The sequence below is a fragment of the Pseudomonas sp. C321 genome (genome assembly GCF_055407105.1).
This window is the reverse complement of the sequence record NZ_JBUZRB010000013.1, coordinates 40,987-56,775: the sequence shown is the minus strand read 5'-3', so window position 1 is coordinate 56,775 and position 15,789 is coordinate 40,987. Positions and strand designations below refer to the sequence as shown.

The following is a 15,789-nucleotide window of genomic DNA, read 5'->3' as shown; positions in this document are numbered from 1 at the left end:
CAGCTTGTTCCGGCTGGAAAAAGGGAGTTGCTGTGGGATGGATCGGGCGGGCTAACTCGGTGATGAATGGGGTGGAGATCAATGTAGGAGCTGTCGAGCTGGGCTCGACAACTCCTACATTAGATTTACAGTGCCATCGAACCCTTAGCGCGGTCCGGAAACCACCAGCATCTGCCCGGGCTTCAGCGCCAGGCCAGTACGCGGGTTCCAACGCTTGAGATGTTGCATCTCAACGTTGAAACGCTTGGCCACGATGTACAGCGAGTCGCCTTTCTTGACCTTGTACTGCGCCGGTTTCTTGCCGCCGGCCTTGGCCATCACCTTGCGGGTGTCTTGCATGACCAGGGTCTGGCCGACCTTGAGGCTCTGGCCGTTTAGCTTGTTCCAGCGCTGCAGGTCATGGACATCGACCTTGTTGGCCTTGGCAATGAACGTCAGGTTGTCACCGCTCTTGACCTTGTAGCTGCGCGAGCGACCGGCGATGGCCTTGTGTTCCACTTCGTCGAACACCGGCTTTTTCGGTCGCAGGCTCAGCAACTCCTCGGGATTCATCGCCGACAGGCTGCTGGCCAGCAACTGCGCCTTGGACGTCGGCACCAGCAAATGCTGGGGCCCATCCAGGGTCGTGCGCTGTTTGAGGGCCGGGTTGAGCTGGAACAGTTCGTCTTCGTCAATCTCTGCCAGCGCCGCGACCCGGGACAGGTCCATGCTTTGCTTGACTTCGACCACTTCGAAATAGGGCGTGTTGGCGATCGGGTTCAGGTTGACGCCGTAGGCCTCGGGGGCCAGCACCACCTGGGACAGCGCCAGGAACTTGGGTACGTAGTCCTTGGTTTCCTGAGGCAGTGGCAGGTTCCAGTAGTCCGTTGGCAAACCGAGCTTTTCGTTGCGCTCGATGGCCCGGCTGACCGTACCTTCACCAGCGTTATAGGCTGCCAGGGCCAGCAACCAGTCGCCGTTGAACATGTCATGCAGACGTGTCAGATAGTCCAGGGCGGCGGTGGTGGAGGCGGTGATGTCGCGGCGGCCATCATAGGCGCGGGTCTGGCGCAGGTTGAAGTAGCGCCCGGTGGAAGGAATGAACTGCCACAAGCCGACCGCATTGCTGCGTGAATAGGCCATCGGGTTGTAGGCGCTTTCAATCACTGGCAGCAGCGCCAGTTCCAGGGGCATATTGCGTTCTTCAAGGCGTTCGACGATGTAATGAATATAGAGACTGCCGCGTTCGCCGGCGTTCTCCAGGAAGGATGGATTGCTGGCAAACCACAAGCGCTGTTGCTCGATGCGCGGGTTGACGCCCACCCCGTCCTGCAATTGGAAACCCTGGCGCATACGTTCCCAGACATCCTGGGGCACCTGGGGGCTTGGTTTCTCTGATAACCAAAGGGGCTTTTGCTTGATCTTGGCAGCAAGGATGGGTTTGGGTTGCACGGTGGATTGTGCAGCGAAATTAGTCGTTTGGCAGCCCGCCAGAGTCGCGGAGACAGCCACCGCAATGGCTTGAGCCAAGCGGGTCAATGCGTCTGAATGGTTGGATTTACGAATAGGTGACGACATTGGCTGGAAGTTAGTTCCGGGCAAAAATGTCGGGCGATTCTAGAAAGCGCTTTGGTTGCGGTCAACCATTCAGAAATTTCGTACCAGAACCTGTCTTCTTAGAACGTATCTTTCCAAGACCGCAAGCTAGCAAAAACCGCGCTCCCGGACCGGTTATTCAGGCCATTCCGTTCGTCCGCTTTTTCTTTAACAGATGTTTCCGAGGTGCGCAGGAAAGGGTTCGTGAGTTTTTCCAGGGCCAGGGTCGAAGGCAGTGTCATCTTGCCGTTGGCCCGCAACTGACGGACCTTTTCCACTCGCTCGGCGATATCGGTGTTATCCGGTTCCACGGCCTGGGCAAATTTTAGGTTGCTTTGTGTGTACTCGTGGGTGCAGTAGACCAGGGTGTCGGCGGGTAGGGCAGCCAGACGTTCCAGAGAAACATGCATCTGCTCGGGGGTGCCTTCGAACAGTCGACCGCAACCCGCGGCGAACAGGGTGTCGCCACAAAACAGCAGGCCGTGATGATAGAAGGCAATGTGCCCCAAGGTATGGCCGGGCACGGCGAAGACATCGAACTCCAAACCCAGCACGGTGATCCGGTCATTATCGTTCAGGGCGACGTCCCGGGCCGGGATCTGTTCATTCGCCGGGCCATAAACCGTTGCGCCTGAAATACTTTTCAGTTGCTCGACGCCACCGACATGATCATGGTGATGGTGAGTGACCAGGATATCGCTGAGGGTCCACTCCGGATGCTGCTTGAGCCAGCCCAGGACGGGCGCGGCGTCACCGGGATCGACTGCCGCGCAGCGATGGCTGCGATGATCCTGTAACAACCAGATGTAGTTATCGGTGAAGGCGGGCAGGGCACTGATCTGTATCATTCTTTGATTCGCCAAGCTGAACACATTGGTGCATCTTAGAACGTCTTGGTGAGTTGGAGAATGCAATGACTGATAAAGCGTTCGCCCAGGCCGATCCCGAGTGGCTGGCCCTGATCGGCGCCGCCCGTGAATGGCTGTCCGGGCCTATCGGGCAATTTTTGCTGGATGAAGAGCGGCGCATGCTCGAAGACGAGCTGGGGCGGTTCTTCGGCGGTTACCTGGTGCACTACGGTCCCTCGGCGCAGCCTCCGCCGGTTGCGCCCCAGGTACAGCGCAATGTGCGCCTGGGCGCGCCGTTGCCGGGGGTGGAGATTGTCTGCGAGGAGCAGGCCTGGCCGTTGAGCGAGCACGCCGCCGATGTGGTGGTACTGCAACATGGCCTGGATTTCTGCCTGTCGCCCCATGGGTTGCTGCGCGAGGCGGCCAGCAGCGTGCGTCCTGGTGGCCATTTGCTGATCGTCGGCATCAATCCCTGGAGCTCGTGGGGCCTGCGGCATGTGTTTGCCCATGACGGGTTGCGCCAGGCCCGCTGCATCTCGCCGTCACGGGTGGGTGACTGGCTTAACCTGCTGGGCTTCGCGCTGGAGAAACGCCGCTTCGGGTGCTATCGTCCGCCGCTCGCGTCGACCAAGTGGCAGGGCCGCCTGGCAGGATGGGAGCGCAAAGCCGGAGCCTGGCAGTTGTCCGGTGGCGGTTTCTATTTGCTGGTGGCCCGCAAGATTGTGGTCGGGCTACGGCCAGTGAGCCAGGTCCGTCGCGAACGGATGGGCAAGCTGGTGCCGATGCCGATGGCCAAGGTCAATCGCCGATCCAGCGAGCAATAAAACACTCTTTAGTATTTCGGTCGAGTTTCTCGGCCTCGGGTTTTGCTGGTCGATTATCGGCAGCCCGCTTTGATGGCCCCCGGCTTTTATGGAAAGTATGCAATGACCGATAGCGTAGAACTCTTCACCGATGGTGCCTGCAAGGGCAATCCTGGTCCCGGCGGCTGGGGCGCCTTGCTGGTGTGCCAGGGCGTGGAGAAGGAATTGTGGGGCGGCGAAGCCAACACCACCAACAACCGCATGGAACTGATGGGTGCCATTCGCGGCCTTGAAGAACTCAAGCGCCGTTGCGACGTGCTGCTGGTGACCGACTCCCAGTACGTCATGAAAGGCATCAACGAGTGGATGGTCAACTGGAAGAAGCGCGGCTGGAAGACTGCGGCCAAGGAACCGGTGAAAAATGCCGACCTATGGAAGTTGCTCGATGAGCAATGCAATCGCCACAACATCACCTGGAAGTGGGTTCGCGGGCACATCGGGCATCCCGGCAACGAACGGGCCGATCAGTTGGCCAATCGCGGTGTGGATGACGTGCGGGGTTACAAGCAGAGCTAAAGGCGGGCGGTGCACAGTCGCTGTGCTGCGGCGGGCTTATAGAGCAGCAATCGCTGTTGCCCGTTGCATGTCGGCCTTGGGCCGTCTGTGGCATGACGTGCTAATATCCCGCCCCTTGAAATACACCGAACCGTTGAGAGCTGAACCCTGATGGCCATCCGATCTGTTGTACTCGATACCGAAACCACCGGCATGCCGGTGACCGACGGCCACCGGATCATTGAAATCGGTTGTGTCGAGCTGATGGGACGCCGCCTCACCGGCCGCCACTTCCACGTGTACCTGCAACCGGACCGGGAAAGTGACGAGGGCGCAATCGGCGTCCACGGCATTACCAACGAATTCCTGGTGGGCAAGCCGCATTTTGCCGAAGTCGCCGATGAGTTCTTTGAATTTATCAACGGCGCCCAGTTGATTATCCATAACGCGGCGTTTGACGTCGGCTTCATCAATAACGAATTCGCCCTGATGGGCCAGACGGACCGCGCCGATATCACCCGGCACTGCTCGATCCTCGACACCCTGATGATGGCCCGTGGACGTCACCCGGGCCAGCGCAACAGCCTCGATGCTTTGTGCAAGCGCTATGGCGTCGACAACTCCGGCCGTGAGCTGCACGGCGCCTTGCTCGACTCCGAGATTCTGGCCGACGTCTACCTGACCATGACCGGCGGGCAGACCAGCCTGTCCCTGGCGGGTAATGCCTCGGATGGCAACGGTTCGGCAGAAGGCTCCGGCAATCGGTCTTCGCAAATTCGCCGCCTGCCTGCCGATCGCACGCCCACCGCAATCATTCGTGCCAGCGAGCAGGACATGGCCGAGCATGCGGCACGCCTGGAGGCGGTTGCGAAATCCGCTGGCGCTCCTGCGCTGTGGACCCAACTGTGCGAACAATAGCCCTCCCGTAGATACTCTGTTCACGGTCAAGCTTTAGCGAGGCTGCGTGTGGGTGACTTGGTGCTGGGGGCTGATCTGAGGCTGACGTAGCCTCGCTGGGGCTCGACCAGGGCTACAGTTGAAATTCCTCATTTGACTCTCTTCATTCGCTACAACCGCCCCCAGCTTCTACCCTGAGTACATTGCTCTCAGGACGCCAAGCTCCCATGTACAAAGACCTGAAGTTCCCCATCCTTATCGTGCATCGCGACATCAAGGCCGACACCGTCGCCGGTGATCGGGTCCGGGGCATCGCCCGGGAGCTGGAACAGGAAGGCTTCAGTATCTTCTCTGCGGTGGATTACGCTGAAGGCCGGCTGGTGGCCTCGACCCATCATGGCTTGGCCTGCATGCTGATTGCTGCCGAAGGCGCCGGGGAAAATACCCATCTGCTGCAAAACATGGTTGAGCTGATTCGCCTGGCGCGAGTGCGGGCGCCACATCTACCGATCTTCGCCCTGGGTGAGCAAGTGACCCTGGAAAATGCCCCCGCTGAGGCCATGAGCGAACTCAACCAGTTGCGGGGCATTCTCTACCTGTTTGAAGACACGGTACCGTTCCTGGCTCGCCAGGTGGCCCGCGCCGCTCGCACCTACCTCGATGGCCTGTTGCCGCCGTTCTTCAAGGCATTGGTGCAACACACGGCTGACTCCAATTATTCCTGGCACACCCCTGGTCACGGCGGTGGGGTGGCCTATCGCAAGAGCCCTGTGGGGCAGGCATTTCATCAGTTCTTCGGGGAGAACACCCTGCGCTCGGATTTATCCGTGTCGGTGCCGGAGTTGGGTTCGTTGCTGGATCACACCGGCCCCCTGGCGGAAGCTGAAGCGCGGGCGGCGCGCAACTTTGGTGCCGATCACACCTTCTTCGTGATCAATGGCACCTCGACCGCCAACAAGATCGTGTGGCACTCCATGGTCGCGCGCGATGACCTGGTACTGGTGGACCGCAACTGCCACAAGTCGGTGCTGCACTCGATCATCATGACCGGTGCCATCCCTCTGTACCTGTGCCCGGAACGTAATGAGCTGGGAATTATCGGGCCCATTCCCTTGAGCGAATTCAGTCCTGAATCCATTCGCGCCAAGATCGACGCCAGCCCGCTCGCCCGAGGCCGGGCGCCAAAGGTCAAGCTGGCAGTAGTCACCAACTCCACCTACGACGGCTTGTGTTACAACGCCGAGCTGATCAAGCAGCAACTGGGCAACAGTGTCGAGGTGCTGCACTTCGACGAAGCCTGGTACGCCTACGCGGCCTTCCATGAGTTCTTTGCCGGCCGCTACGGCATGGGCACTTCACGCACGGCTGATAGCCCTCTGGTGTTCACCACCCATTCCACTCACAAGCTGCTGGCAGCCTTCAGCCAGGCATCGATGATCCATGTGCAGGACGGCGGCGCCCGACAACTGGATCGCGACCGCTTCAACGAAGCGTTCATGATGCATATCTCTACGTCGCCGCAGTACAGCATCATCGCCTCCCTGGACGTCGCCTCGGCAATGATGGAGGGGCCGGCGGGGCGTTCTCTGTTACAGGAAATGTTTGACGAAGCCCTGAGCTTTCGTCGCGCGCTGGCCAACCTGCGTGAGCACATCGGCGCACAAGACTGGTGGTTCTCCATCTGGCAGCCACCTTCGGTGGCGGGTATTGACCGCGTGGCGACTGCCGATTGGTTATTGCAACCGCAGGCCGACTGGCACGGCTTTGGTGATATCACCGAAGATTACGTGCTGCTGGACCCGATCAAGGTCACCCTGGTAATGCCCGGGCTGACCGCGGGAGGCGCCCTTGGTGAGTGCGGAATTCCGGCCGCAGTCGTCAGTAAATTTCTATGGGAGCGTGGGTTGGTGGTGGAGAAAACCGGTCTTTATTCGTTTCTGGTGTTGTTCTCCATGGGCATCACCAAGGGTAAGTGGAGTACCCTGCTGACCGAATTGCTGGAGTTCAAACGTAATTACGACGCCAATGTCAGCCTTGCAAGCTGCTTGCCTTGCGTATTTCAAACAGGCTGCGCGCGTTATCAAGGCATGGGTTTGCGAGATCTGTGCGATCAGTTGCACAGCTGTTATCGCAGCAACGCAACGGCCAAACACCTCAAGCGGATGTACACGGTTTTGCCGGAGATTGCGATGAAACCGGCGGATGCCTACGATCAATTGGTCCGTGGTGAAGTCGAGGCCGTGTCCATCGATGCCTTGCCAGGGCGCGTTGCAGCGGTGATGCTGGTGCCTTATCCACCGGGTATTCCGTTGATTATGCCGGGGGAACGCTTTACCGAATCGACTCGTTCGATCATTGATTACCTGGCATTTGCCCGGACCTTCGATAGCAGCTTTCCCGGTTTTGTTGCCGATGTTCATGGATTGCAACACGAAGACGACGGCGGTGGTCGTTGTTACACCGTCGATTGCATCAAGTGTTAAGGATGGTTATGCAAGCTGTAATGAATCCGAAGTACCCGGGGCTCAGTGTTCGAGTCGCCGACGAGGGATTTGAACCCTACGTATGGGGCAACGATTTCAGTTTTGACGTCAGCGCCTATGGCGTACCGGAGATCGGCAAGCGTGTCGATCAATGGGCGCTTGAGCAGATATTGCCATACCGCAAGTGCTACGGCATCGACCCGCAAGAGTTCGCCAGCTACCGCGATGCAGCCGACAGTGCAGTGTTCATGGCCTACCTGGATGACCGCCCTGTGGGGCATGTAGTGGTCAGCACCAATTGGAACGGTTTTGCCCACGTTGATGAGCTGGCAGTGGTGCTGCCTGCGCGTCGCCATGGGGTGGCCAAGGCGTTGCTGGATGTGGCGCAGTTCTGGAGCCGCAAGAAAAGCCTGCAGGGAATGATGCTGGAAACCCAGAACAACAATCTTGGCGCGTGCCGTTTGTATGAGCGTTGCGGGTATGTGATGGGCGGGATTGATCACCTGCGGTATCGCGGGATTGATCCGCAGACCAGGGAAGTGGCAATTTTCTGGTATCGGTTGTTCAAGTCAGAGCTGGAAGCGGTTTGATCTGTGCGGGTTAAGTCACAGCGCCCGCCAGCAACCCCTCGGCCTTTTGCGTGACAATTTCCACCAAGGCATTCAGTGCCGGGGAAGCGACGCTGTCTTTTAGCGTCAATGCATACAGCGTCACCAGAATCGGCGGTGACAGCGGGCAGGCATCCAGCCCTGCTTCGCGCGCGCCGCTGGCGGTGAACGGATCGACAATCGCCAGACCTTCCCCTACCTCCACCATGCTGCGCATCATCTGGTAAGTCTGCACCCGCGTCTGGATTACCGGCAGCGGCCGCAGTGCCTGCAGCTTGCTGTCCAGCAATCGACTCAGCGGGTCTTGCCCTTCCAGGCCGACCATCGCTTGGCCGGCCAACTCCTGCAGCGCAATGTACTTCTGTCGCGGCTTGAGCCAGCCGTGGGGCGCCAGCAGTTGCAGCTTGCCCTGGGCCAGCACGGCGCTGTGAATCTGCGGGTGTTCGGGGTCATGCAGGCTCAGGCCCAGGTCCGCTTCGTGTAGCAGCAGGCTTTTGACGATATCCCGGGTTGGCTGGCTCGACAGGTTGCACGGCGTGTCCTGGAACCGTCGGCGCAGCAGGGCAATGCTTTGTGGTAGCAGTTGGTTGGCCAGTGGCGGTGTGCAGAGGGCGCGTAGCGGCGGGGAGTGATGGTGTTTCAGGCTGCTGGCCAGGCGCTGCAGGGGCTCTAGCGCCTCATGGATATGAGCGATGTGGGCCTGCAGTTCCAAGGTTTCACGGGTAGCTTGCAGCCGCCCGCGCACGCTGGCGAAGAGCATGAACCCCAATTGTTGCTCGGCATCCTTGAGCGCGGCGTCAACATCGGCCACGGGCAGTTGCAACCATTCGGCGGCCGTGCCGAGGTGTCCGGTCTGCAAGATGGCCTGAATCACTTCGATATGACGTAAGCGCATGCCCGGAGTCTATGTTCAGCCGATTGGGGATTCAATGGGGGAAACCGGAACGCGAGAAATAAGTACGTGATGCTCGGCGAACAGGCTTGAATAATGGATGCAAAAGCACTGGAGGGGAGAGTCGAGCCGTCCCGGCCCAGTCACCACGCCATCAATGGCCAGGACTGAGCAGGTTCGCCTCTGAGACGTTGTATTGAAACCAAGTCTTATGAAGCGTGGGTCGTTTGCGATTCGCGGACGATTATGGTGCCCGACTGGATCAATCGGAACTCATCGCCTTCCATTTTTTCTACACGGTCGCCAATGGCCAGCTTGTAGGTAGTGGTGGGCGCCGAGCCAGCCAGGCCGTCGAGCGGCGGGGTGGATTCCTGGAACTCATGCACGGAATAAACGCGACCTTCCGCGTCTCTGGCATGGAACTGTCCGACAAGTACTGCTGCCATCTGTTTAGAGCCTCTGGAGATAAACACTCGATTTGCGGTTCTGTAGACCGTAGAGGAGCGGGGTAGTTTACCTATGGAAAAAAAATACTATTCGTTGACTTTTTCAGACGTTACTTACACGGGCGAGTGCAAGATGAACGTCAGGGGAGTTGTCAGAACCTGCTGGTGATAGGGCCGTGAAGGCTCTATAACTACAAGCTCCTTTAGTCAGACGTCGGGAAACCCCAATGAGCAAGGTCTACACGATTGCCGTACTGGTTGGCAGCTTGAGAAAAGAGTCGATCAACCGTAAGGTCGCCCTGGCATTGGTCGAGTTAGCACCTGCCAACCTCAAACTCAATATTGTCGAAATCGGCGAGTTGCCGCTCTATAACGAAGACATTGACGGCCCAATACCGCCCGCAGCCTACAGTACTTTCCGTCAACACGTGAGCTCATCCGACGCGGTGTTGTTCGTGACCCCCGAATACAACCGCTCTGTGCCCGCCGCGCTGAAGAATGCGATCGACGTCGGCTCCCGTCCTTACGGCCAAAGTACTTGGAGTGGCAAGCCTGGTGCGGTGATCAGTGTGTCGCCTGGCGCTATCGGCGGTTTTGGCGCCAATCACCATTTGCGCCAGTCTCTGGTGTTCCTTGACGTGCCCTGCATGCAGCAGCCGGAAGCCTATCTGGGCGGCGCTGGCAATGCGTTTGATGAGTCGGGGAAAGTGTCGGAGAAGACCAAGCCGTTCCTGCAAGCGTTTATTGATGCCTACGCAAAGTGGGTCGAAAAGCAGAAGGGTTGAGGTTGTGGCGAGCGGGCAAGCCCGCTCGCCACAAGGTGGTGTTCGGTTACCGCAACCAGTTAGTCCGCGCCAGCTCAATCACCTCGTCCCCGCGTCCACTCATCACCGCCTTGAGCATATACAGGCTGAAGCCCTTGGCCTGCTCCAGCTTAATGCTCGGTGGCATGGCCAGTTCCTGGGTCGCCGTCACCACATCCACCAGCACTGGGCCATCATGAGCCAGGGCGCTGCGTAGCGCCGGCTCGAGGTCTTCGGATTGCTCCACGCGAATCCCCAGAATACCCATGGCATTGGACATGGCCGCAAAGTCCGGGTTTTGCAGCTCCGTGCCGGTGTCCAGGTAACCGGCGGCTTTCATCTCCATGGCGACGAAGCTCAATGAAGCGTTGTCGTAGACGATGACCTTCACGGGCAGGTTCAACTGCGCCAGGGAAATGAAATCGCCCATCAGCATGCTGAAACCACCGTCTCCCGACAACGATATAACCTGGCGACCGGGAAACGCTGCCTGGGCACCGATGGCCTGGGGCATGGCGTTGGCCATCGAGCCGTGGTTGAACGAGCCGATCAGCCGGCGCTTGCCATTCATCTTCAGATAACGCGCCGCCCACACGGTGGGTGAGCCGACATCGGCGGTGAAGATGGCATCGTCGTCCGCCAACTCGCTGAGCAGCCGGGTGACGTACTGCGGGTGGATCGGTCGGTTGGCTTTTGATGGCTGTGCCAGGTCGTCCAGGCCCTGCCGGGATTTCTCATAGTGTTTGAGGGACGACTCAAGGAAGCTGCGATCAGCATTGCGGGTCAGCCGCGGCAGCAGCGCCTGGATGGTTTCGCTTACATTGGCGGCGATTCCCAGGTCCAGCGTGGCGCGACGGCCAAGGGCCTGGGGATTGCGATCGACCTGGATGATCTTCGCGTCGGTGGGGTAGAACTGGCGATAGGGAAAATCGGTGCCCAGCATGATCAGCGTGTCGCAGTTGAGCATCGCGTGATAGCCCGAGCTGAAGCCGATCAACCCGGTCATGCCGACATCGAAGGGGTTGTCCCATTCCACGTGCTCCTTGCCTCGCAGCGCGTGTACCACCGGGGCGCCAAGGACGTCGGCCAGGGCCACCACTTCATCGTGGGCTCCCGCGCAACCGCTGCCGCACAGCAGGGTGACGGATTTACTTTGCTCAAGGATGTCGGTCAGGCGTTGCAGGTCCTGTTCCGCCGGCAAGGTACGTGGCGCCAGCAACGCGGGCCAGGGCTTGAATGTGTCTTCGACTTCCAGCAGCGACACATCCCCAGGAATGACCACCACCGCCACACCGCGATTGAGGATCGCCGAGCGCATGGCGCGGTGCAGCACATGGGGCATTTGTTCGGGGTTGGTCACTAGTTCAATAAAGTGGCTGCACTCCTTGAACAACTCCTGGGGATGGGTTTCCTGGAAGTAGTTCAGGCCGATCTCAGAGGACGGGATCTGTGCGGCAATGGCCAGCACCGGGACGTGGTTGCGGTGACAATCGAATAGACCATTGATTAAGTGCAGGTTGCCCGGCCCGCAACTGCCGGCGCACACCGTCAGCTCGCCAGTGGCCGCGGCTTCTGCACCGGCGGCAAAGGCGGCAACTTCCTCGTGACGCACATGCATCCACTCGATGCTGTCCATGGTGCGCAGCGCGTCGGTGAGGCCATTGAGGCTGTCGCCGGTCAGTCCCCAGATGCGTTTGATGCCTGCTTGTTCAAGAGTGGTCGCCAGTTGCTGGGCCAGGGTGATTTTCGCCATGAAGAACTCCAATCGTCAGTGGGCTGATCAATAGGGGACAACTCGATGGTTGCCAATGTTCACCTTGAGTGGCATTGCCTGGCTCACATGAAAGATGTTTCACCGGGTGACGATCGTTTCAGCTCCCACAAAAAAGCCCTGAACTCCAGCTATCCGGGGTTCAGGGCTTAGTGTGAAGGGCTAAAGCTTAACGTCGGCGAAACAACGGCAAAGGCTCATCCGTCGCCGCCTGGTACGTCACCGAGAAGTCCTTGAGACTTTCCAGCGCTTCGTACGGGTCTTTGTCCGCCCGTAACGCATAGGCATCAAACCCACAGCGGCGCAGGTAAAACAGCTGGTCGCGTAGTACATCGCCAATCGCCCGCAACTCGCCCTTGTAACCATAACGGTCACGCAGCAAGCGGGCGTTGGAGTAGTTGCGACCGTCGGTAAAGGCCGGGAAGTTCAGGGCGATGACCTGGAAGTGCTCCACGTCGTCACCGATCTCTTCGGCTTCTTCATCGGCGTCCAGCCACACACCCAGGCCGCCGTCGCGGGCCTTGAGGGCGTGAGCATGCTCGCGCCAGAGGGCCAGCGGCACAATCAGGTCGTCGCAGTTGGAAATGCCATCGAAGGTCGTGTCCTTGGGCAGCAAGTGCCAGGTTTCGTCGACCACTTCGTTGTTCTTAATGATTCGCTGCATAGACACGCTCCTTGAACAGGTCAATGCCGATGCGCTGGTAGGTGTCGATGAAACGCTCATCTTCGGTGCGTTGTTCGATGTAGACGTCGATCAACTTGCCGATCACCTCGGGCATGGCTTCCTGGGCGAAGGACGGGCCCAGGATCTTGCCCAGGCTCGCATCGCGACTGGCGCTGCCGCCCAGGGACACTTGGTAGAATTCTGCGCCTTTCTTGTCCACCCCGAGGATGCCGATGTGGCCGACGTGGTGGTGACCACAGGCGTTCATGCAGCCAGAGATATTCAGGTCCAGCTCGCCGATGTCGAACAGGTAGTCCAGGTCGTCGAAACGGCGCTGGATCGATTCGGCAATCGGGATCGATTTGGCGTTGGCCAGGGAGCAGAAGTCACCGCCCGGGCAGCAGATGATGTCGGTCAGCAGGCCGATGTTCGGCGTGGCGAAGCCTTGTTCGCGCAACTCGCCCCACAGGGTGAACAACTGGCTCTGTTCAACGTCTGCCAGGATGATGTTCTGTTCGTGGGAGGTGCGCAGTTGGCCGAAGCTGTAGCGCTCGGCCAGGTCGGCGACGCCGTCCAGTTGCTTGTCAGTGATGTCGCCTGGCGCTACGCCGGTCGGTTTCAGCGATAGGGTCACGGCGACATAGCCTGGCTTCTTGTGGGCCAGGGTATTGCGCACACGCCAGCGGGCAAAACCTGGGTGTTGCTGGTCGAGTTCGGCCAACTCGGCGTCCAGATTGCTCAGGGCCTTGTAGTCCGGATCGACGAAGTGCTTGGTGACGCGATGCACTTCGGCGTCGGTCAAGGTGGTCTGGCCGCCGCGCAGGTGTTCCATCTCGGCGTCGACTTTCTGCGCAAAGACTTCAGGTGTCAGGGCCTTGACCAGGATCTTGATCCGCGCCTTGTACTTGTTGTCACGACGGCCATAGCGGTTGTAGACCCGCAGGATGGCGTCGAGGTAGCTCAACAGGTCTTGCCACGGCAGGAACTCGTTGATGAAGGCGCCGACCACCGGGGTACGACCGAGGCCACCACCCACCAGCACACGGAAGCCCAACTCACCGGCGGCGTTGTACACCGGCTCCAGGCCAATGTCGTGGACTTCAATCGCCGCGCGGTCCGAGGTCGAGCCATTGATGGCGATCTTGAACTTACGCGGCAGGTAGGCGAATTCCGGGTGGAAGGTGGTCCACTGGCGAACGATTTCGCACCATGGGCGGGGGTCGATCACCTCATCGGCTGCAACGCCGGCGAACTGGTCGGTGGTGACGTTGCGCAGGCAGTTACCGCTGGTCTGGATCGCGTGCATTTGCACGGTGGCCAGTTCTTCCAGAATGTCCGGCACATCTTCCAGGGCCGGCCAGTTGAACTGCACGTTCTGGCGGGTACTGATGTGGGCGTAGCCCTTGTCGAAGTCGCGAGCAATCTTGGCCATCATTCGCGTCTGGCGCGAAGTGAGTTGGCCATAGGGCACGGCAACCCGCAGCATCGGCGCAAAGCGCTGAACATACAGGCCATTTTGCAAGCGCAGAGGGCGAAACTCTTCTTCGCTCAGCTCGCCTGCCAGATAGCGTCGGGTCTGATCACGGAACTGCTTGACGCGGTCCTCAATGATGCGCTGATCGTATTCGTCGTATACGTACATATAGGTCCTGTTCTCGGCAAATCTGCGCGCACGGCCGCGCACTCCAACGGAGCCGGCGCACGATACCAGTTTGCGTTTATGCGCAAAAGTGATGTTTAAGCATATGCAAAGAACCAAATCGACTAATGAGATTGATTATTGGATTACCCACATTTGTCACGGGGGCAATCATGGACTTTACTGTGGGCGAGTCTTAATGCAATCACCCATAAAACCGACAAGAGGCGATGCGATGAGCAATCCGACTAAAGCCCGCAAAAGCGACAGTTCCGTGGACGCCTGGGCCATTCTCTTTCTGATTATTTTGGTGGTTTCAACGGCTGTGTTCTGGGTCAGCCATCAATAAAGGACGTTGCCTGAGCTTCGGGGGGTGTCCCGCCGTGGCGATTAGCCGAGATTGAGCGGCTTATTGTCATTACACTGGGCGGCAACTATCCGGGGCTCAGGTAATGATGCTGAAGGTTCTCTACAAGTGTTTGCTGGTGGCGAGTATGCCGTTCTGGGCGATGGCCCATGCAACGTCGGTGGTTTTTCTCAACCCTGGAACCTCGACCGAAACCTTCTGGGTCAACTATGCGCAATTCATGCAGGCCGCCGCCAGGGACCTCGGCCTGGATTTGCGCGTGCGTTATTCCGAGCGCGATCCGCAAAACACCCTCCAGCAGGCCCGCGAAGCTTTACAAGGCTCCCAGCGCCCAGACTACCTGGTGCTGGTCAATGAGCAGTACATTGCCCCGCAAATCCTGCGCCTGTCCCAGGGCAGCGGGGTCAAGTTGCTGATCGTCAATAACGCCCTGACGCCTGACCAGGTGCAACTGTTGGACGCACGTAAATATCCCAACTGGATCGGTAGCCTCGTCGCCAACGACGAGGAGGGCGGTTACCTGATGCTCAAGGAACTGATGCGCATCCATGGCCCGGTCGCCGCCGGCCAAACCCTCGATTTGCTGGCCTTCTCCGGCGCCAAGAACACTCCCACCGCACAGCTGCGTGAACAAGGTTTGCAGCGAGCCCTGGGGGAGCATCCCGAAGTACGCCTGCGCCAATTGGTTTACGGCGAATGGAACCGTCTGCGCGCCTTTGAGCAGGCCACGCTGTTGTTCAAGCGTTATCCGCAGACCGCGCTGGTGTGGTCGGCCAATGACGAGATGGCTCTGGGCGCCATGACCGCCCTGCAGAACAGCGGCCGCACGCCGGGCAAGGATGTGCTGTTCAGTGCGGTCAACAGCTCACGCCCAGTGCTTGCAGCGCTTCTTGATGGACGGTTGAGCGCGTTGGTGGCCGGGCATTTCACCCTGGGCGGTTGGGCGATGGTACTGGTGCATGACGATGCCAGGGGTGTGGACATCGGCCTGCATGGCGAGCGGGAACGCCAAGAGGCGTTGTTCCAGCTGATTGACCCCGCACAGGCCCGACGCCTTCAAGAGATCAATGCTCATCAGGATTATGACGTGGATTTTCGGGCGCTGTCAGCCGAAGGCAAGCCTGCGACCTACCGTTACCCTTTCAGCTTGCAACTGCTCATGCCCTGATCGCTTTCACACTCCAGCCAAGTGCAACACCAGCTTGACGATGCCAAACAGCGTCAGGGCAAAGATGGCTGTGAACAGGATGCCAAGCACCACGAAATGACTGGGTTTGCCGTGGGTAAAATCGCGGGCGCGATTCTTCCCGCTCTGCACGCCGAAGGCGGCGGCTATCACGCTGTGGAGCATCTGCCAGAAGGTTGGCGGTTTGTGGTTGGCTGGATCGTCCATACATCCCCCGGTGAAGGTGTGTATGGACAGCATAGTCAATCCAGC

General features: G+C 59.2%; 15 protein-coding genes. 7 read left to right on the top strand and 8 right to left on the bottom strand.

Features of this window, described 5'->3' with window-relative positions; genetic code table 11:
* Positions 1-144: 144 nt before the first annotated feature.
* Positions 145-1,557 carry a lytic transglycosylase domain-containing protein gene (locus tag ACZRJ6_RS24725; protein ID WP_463970494.1) on the bottom strand — a complete coding sequence of 471 codons (1,413 nt, stop codon included), beginning with the start codon at positions 1,555-1,557 and terminating at the stop codon, positions 145-147.
* A 98-nt stretch (positions 1,558-1,655) separates the two neighbouring features.
* Positions 1,656-2,423 carry a hydroxyacylglutathione hydrolase gene (gene gloB, locus ACZRJ6_RS24720; RefSeq protein WP_463970493.1) on the bottom strand — a complete coding sequence of 256 codons (768 nt, stop codon included), beginning with the start codon at positions 2,421-2,423 and terminating at the stop codon, positions 1,656-1,658.
* Between the two features lie 65 nt (positions 2,424-2,488).
* Between gloB and ACZRJ6_RS24715 the strand changes: the two genes are divergently transcribed.
* From ACZRJ6_RS24715 to ACZRJ6_RS24695, 5 genes are all read left to right on the top strand, one after another.
* Entirely contained in the window at positions 2,489-3,247 is a 759-nt protein-coding gene (locus ACZRJ6_RS24715) for a class I SAM-dependent methyltransferase (RefSeq protein ID WP_463970492.1), read from the top strand.
* Between the two features lie 102 nt (positions 3,248-3,349).
* Positions 3,350-3,802 (top strand): ribonuclease HI, encoded by a 453-nt coding sequence (rnhA, locus tag ACZRJ6_RS24710; RefSeq protein ID WP_149414993.1) that lies wholly within the window; start codon positions 3,350-3,352, stop codon positions 3,800-3,802.
* A 156-nt stretch (positions 3,803-3,958) separates the two neighbouring features.
* Complete coding sequence (dnaQ, locus tag ACZRJ6_RS24705) at positions 3,959-4,699, top strand: DNA polymerase III subunit epsilon (RefSeq protein ID WP_463970520.1); 741 nt, start codon at positions 3,959-3,961, stop codon at positions 4,697-4,699.
* A gap of 206 nt (positions 4,700-4,905) precedes the next feature.
* On the top strand, positions 4,906-7,161 hold the full coding sequence (locus tag ACZRJ6_RS24700) for an Orn/Lys/Arg family decarboxylase (protein ID WP_463970491.1): 2,256 nt from the start codon (positions 4,906-4,908) through the stop codon (positions 7,159-7,161).
* Positions 7,162-7,181: 20 nt separating this feature from the next.
* Complete coding sequence (locus tag ACZRJ6_RS24695; protein ID WP_149415002.1) at positions 7,182-7,751, top strand: GNAT family N-acetyltransferase; 570 nt, start codon at positions 7,182-7,184, stop codon at positions 7,749-7,751.
* 10 nt (positions 7,752-7,761) lie between these two features.
* Here ACZRJ6_RS24695 and ACZRJ6_RS24690 read toward each other — a convergent pair whose 3' ends face one another.
* Together ACZRJ6_RS24690 and ACZRJ6_RS24685 are read right to left on the bottom strand one after the other, a co-directional pair.
* Positions 7,762-8,664, bottom strand: coding sequence for a LysR substrate-binding domain-containing protein (locus tag ACZRJ6_RS24690; protein WP_463970490.1), 903 nt, complete (start codon positions 8,662-8,664; stop codon positions 7,762-7,764).
* A 206-nt stretch (positions 8,665-8,870) separates the two neighbouring features.
* The gene (locus ACZRJ6_RS24685) at positions 8,871-9,107 is read right to left on the bottom strand and encodes a hypothetical protein (RefSeq protein WP_133103217.1); all 237 of its coding nucleotides are present in this window, start codon (positions 9,105-9,107) and stop codon (positions 8,871-8,873) included.
* A gap of 227 nt (positions 9,108-9,334) precedes the next feature.
* On the opposite strand from ACZRJ6_RS24685, the gene ACZRJ6_RS24680 reads away from it, so the two are divergent.
* Positions 9,335-9,892 carry an NADPH-dependent FMN reductase gene (locus ACZRJ6_RS24680; RefSeq protein ID WP_463970489.1) on the top strand — a complete coding sequence of 186 codons (558 nt, stop codon included), beginning with the start codon at positions 9,335-9,337 and terminating at the stop codon, positions 9,890-9,892.
* A gap of 46 nt (positions 9,893-9,938) precedes the next feature.
* On the opposite strand, the gene poxB is transcribed toward ACZRJ6_RS24680, so the two are convergent.
* From poxB to ACZRJ6_RS24665, 3 genes are all read right to left on the bottom strand, one after another.
* On the bottom strand, positions 9,939-11,663 hold the full coding sequence (gene poxB / locus ACZRJ6_RS24675) for a ubiquinone-dependent pyruvate dehydrogenase (RefSeq protein WP_463970488.1): 1,725 nt from the start codon (positions 11,661-11,663) through the stop codon (positions 9,939-9,941).
* Positions 11,664-11,850: 187 nt separating this feature from the next.
* Positions 11,851-12,345, bottom strand: coding sequence for a DUF934 domain-containing protein (locus ACZRJ6_RS24670; RefSeq protein ID WP_133103220.1), 495 nt, complete (start codon positions 12,343-12,345; stop codon positions 11,851-11,853).
* Positions 12,329-13,987 (bottom strand): nitrite/sulfite reductase, encoded by a 1,659-nt coding sequence (locus ACZRJ6_RS24665; protein ID WP_463970487.1) that lies wholly within the window; start codon positions 13,985-13,987, stop codon positions 12,329-12,331. The genes ACZRJ6_RS24670 and ACZRJ6_RS24665 overlap by 17 nt, the downstream gene beginning before the upstream one ends.
* A gap of 452 nt (positions 13,988-14,439) precedes the next feature.
* Here ACZRJ6_RS24665 and ACZRJ6_RS24660 point away from each other — a divergent pair, with 452 nt between their 5' ends.
* Positions 14,440-15,519 carry an ABC transporter substrate-binding protein gene (locus tag ACZRJ6_RS24660; protein WP_463970519.1) on the top strand — a complete coding sequence of 360 codons (1,080 nt, stop codon included), beginning with the start codon at positions 14,440-14,442 and terminating at the stop codon, positions 15,517-15,519.
* 6 nt (positions 15,520-15,525) lie between these two features.
* On the opposite strand, the gene ACZRJ6_RS24655 is transcribed toward ACZRJ6_RS24660, so the two are convergent.
* On the bottom strand, positions 15,526-15,744 hold the full coding sequence (locus ACZRJ6_RS24655) for a DUF2970 domain-containing protein (protein ID WP_149415001.1): 219 nt from the start codon (positions 15,742-15,744) through the stop codon (positions 15,526-15,528).
* Positions 15,745-15,789 lie beyond the last annotated feature (45 nt).

What these genes read in the sequence shown, in the direction of transcription:
- ACZRJ6_RS24655 (WP_149415001.1), bottom strand. Translation starts at nt 15,744, where the DNA reads ATGGACGATCCAGCCAACCACAAACCGCCAACCTTCTGGCAGATGCTC.
- ACZRJ6_RS24690 (WP_463970490.1), bottom strand. Translation starts at nt 8,664, where the DNA reads ATGCGCTTACGTCATATCGAAGTGATTCAGGCCATCTTGCAGACCGGA.
- poxB (WP_463970488.1), bottom strand. Translation starts at nt 11,663, where the DNA reads ATGGCGAAAATCACCCTGGCCCAGCAACTGGCGACCACTCTTGAACAA.
- ACZRJ6_RS24665 (WP_463970487.1), bottom strand. Translation starts at nt 13,987, where the DNA reads ATGTACGTATACGACGAATACGATCAGCGCATCATTGAGGACCGCGTC.
- ACZRJ6_RS24725 (WP_463970494.1), bottom strand. Translation starts at nt 1,557, where the DNA reads ATGTCGTCACCTATTCGTAAATCCAACCATTCAGACGCATTGACCCGC.
- ACZRJ6_RS24680 (WP_463970489.1), top strand. Translation starts at nt 9,335, where the DNA reads ATGAGCAAGGTCTACACGATTGCCGTACTGGTTGGCAGCTTGAGAAAA.
- ACZRJ6_RS24700 (WP_463970491.1), top strand. Translation starts at nt 4,906, where the DNA reads ATGTACAAAGACCTGAAGTTCCCCATCCTTATCGTGCATCGCGACATC.
- ACZRJ6_RS24660 (WP_463970519.1), top strand. Translation starts at nt 14,440, where the DNA reads ATGCTGAAGGTTCTCTACAAGTGTTTGCTGGTGGCGAGTATGCCGTTC.
- ACZRJ6_RS24715 (WP_463970492.1), top strand. Translation starts at nt 2,489, where the DNA reads ATGACTGATAAAGCGTTCGCCCAGGCCGATCCCGAGTGGCTGGCCCTG.
- ACZRJ6_RS24695 (WP_149415002.1), top strand. Translation starts at nt 7,182, where the DNA reads ATGAATCCGAAGTACCCGGGGCTCAGTGTTCGAGTCGCCGACGAGGGA.
- ACZRJ6_RS24685 (WP_133103217.1), bottom strand. Translation starts at nt 9,107, where the DNA reads ATGGCAGCAGTACTTGTCGGACAGTTCCATGCCAGAGACGCGGAAGGT.
- gloB (WP_463970493.1), bottom strand. Translation starts at nt 2,423, where the DNA reads ATGATACAGATCAGTGCCCTGCCCGCCTTCACCGATAACTACATCTGG.
- rnhA (WP_149414993.1), top strand. Translation starts at nt 3,350, where the DNA reads ATGACCGATAGCGTAGAACTCTTCACCGATGGTGCCTGCAAGGGCAAT.
- ACZRJ6_RS24670 (WP_133103220.1), bottom strand. Translation starts at nt 12,345, where the DNA reads ATGCAGCGAATCATTAAGAACAACGAAGTGGTCGACGAAACCTGGCAC.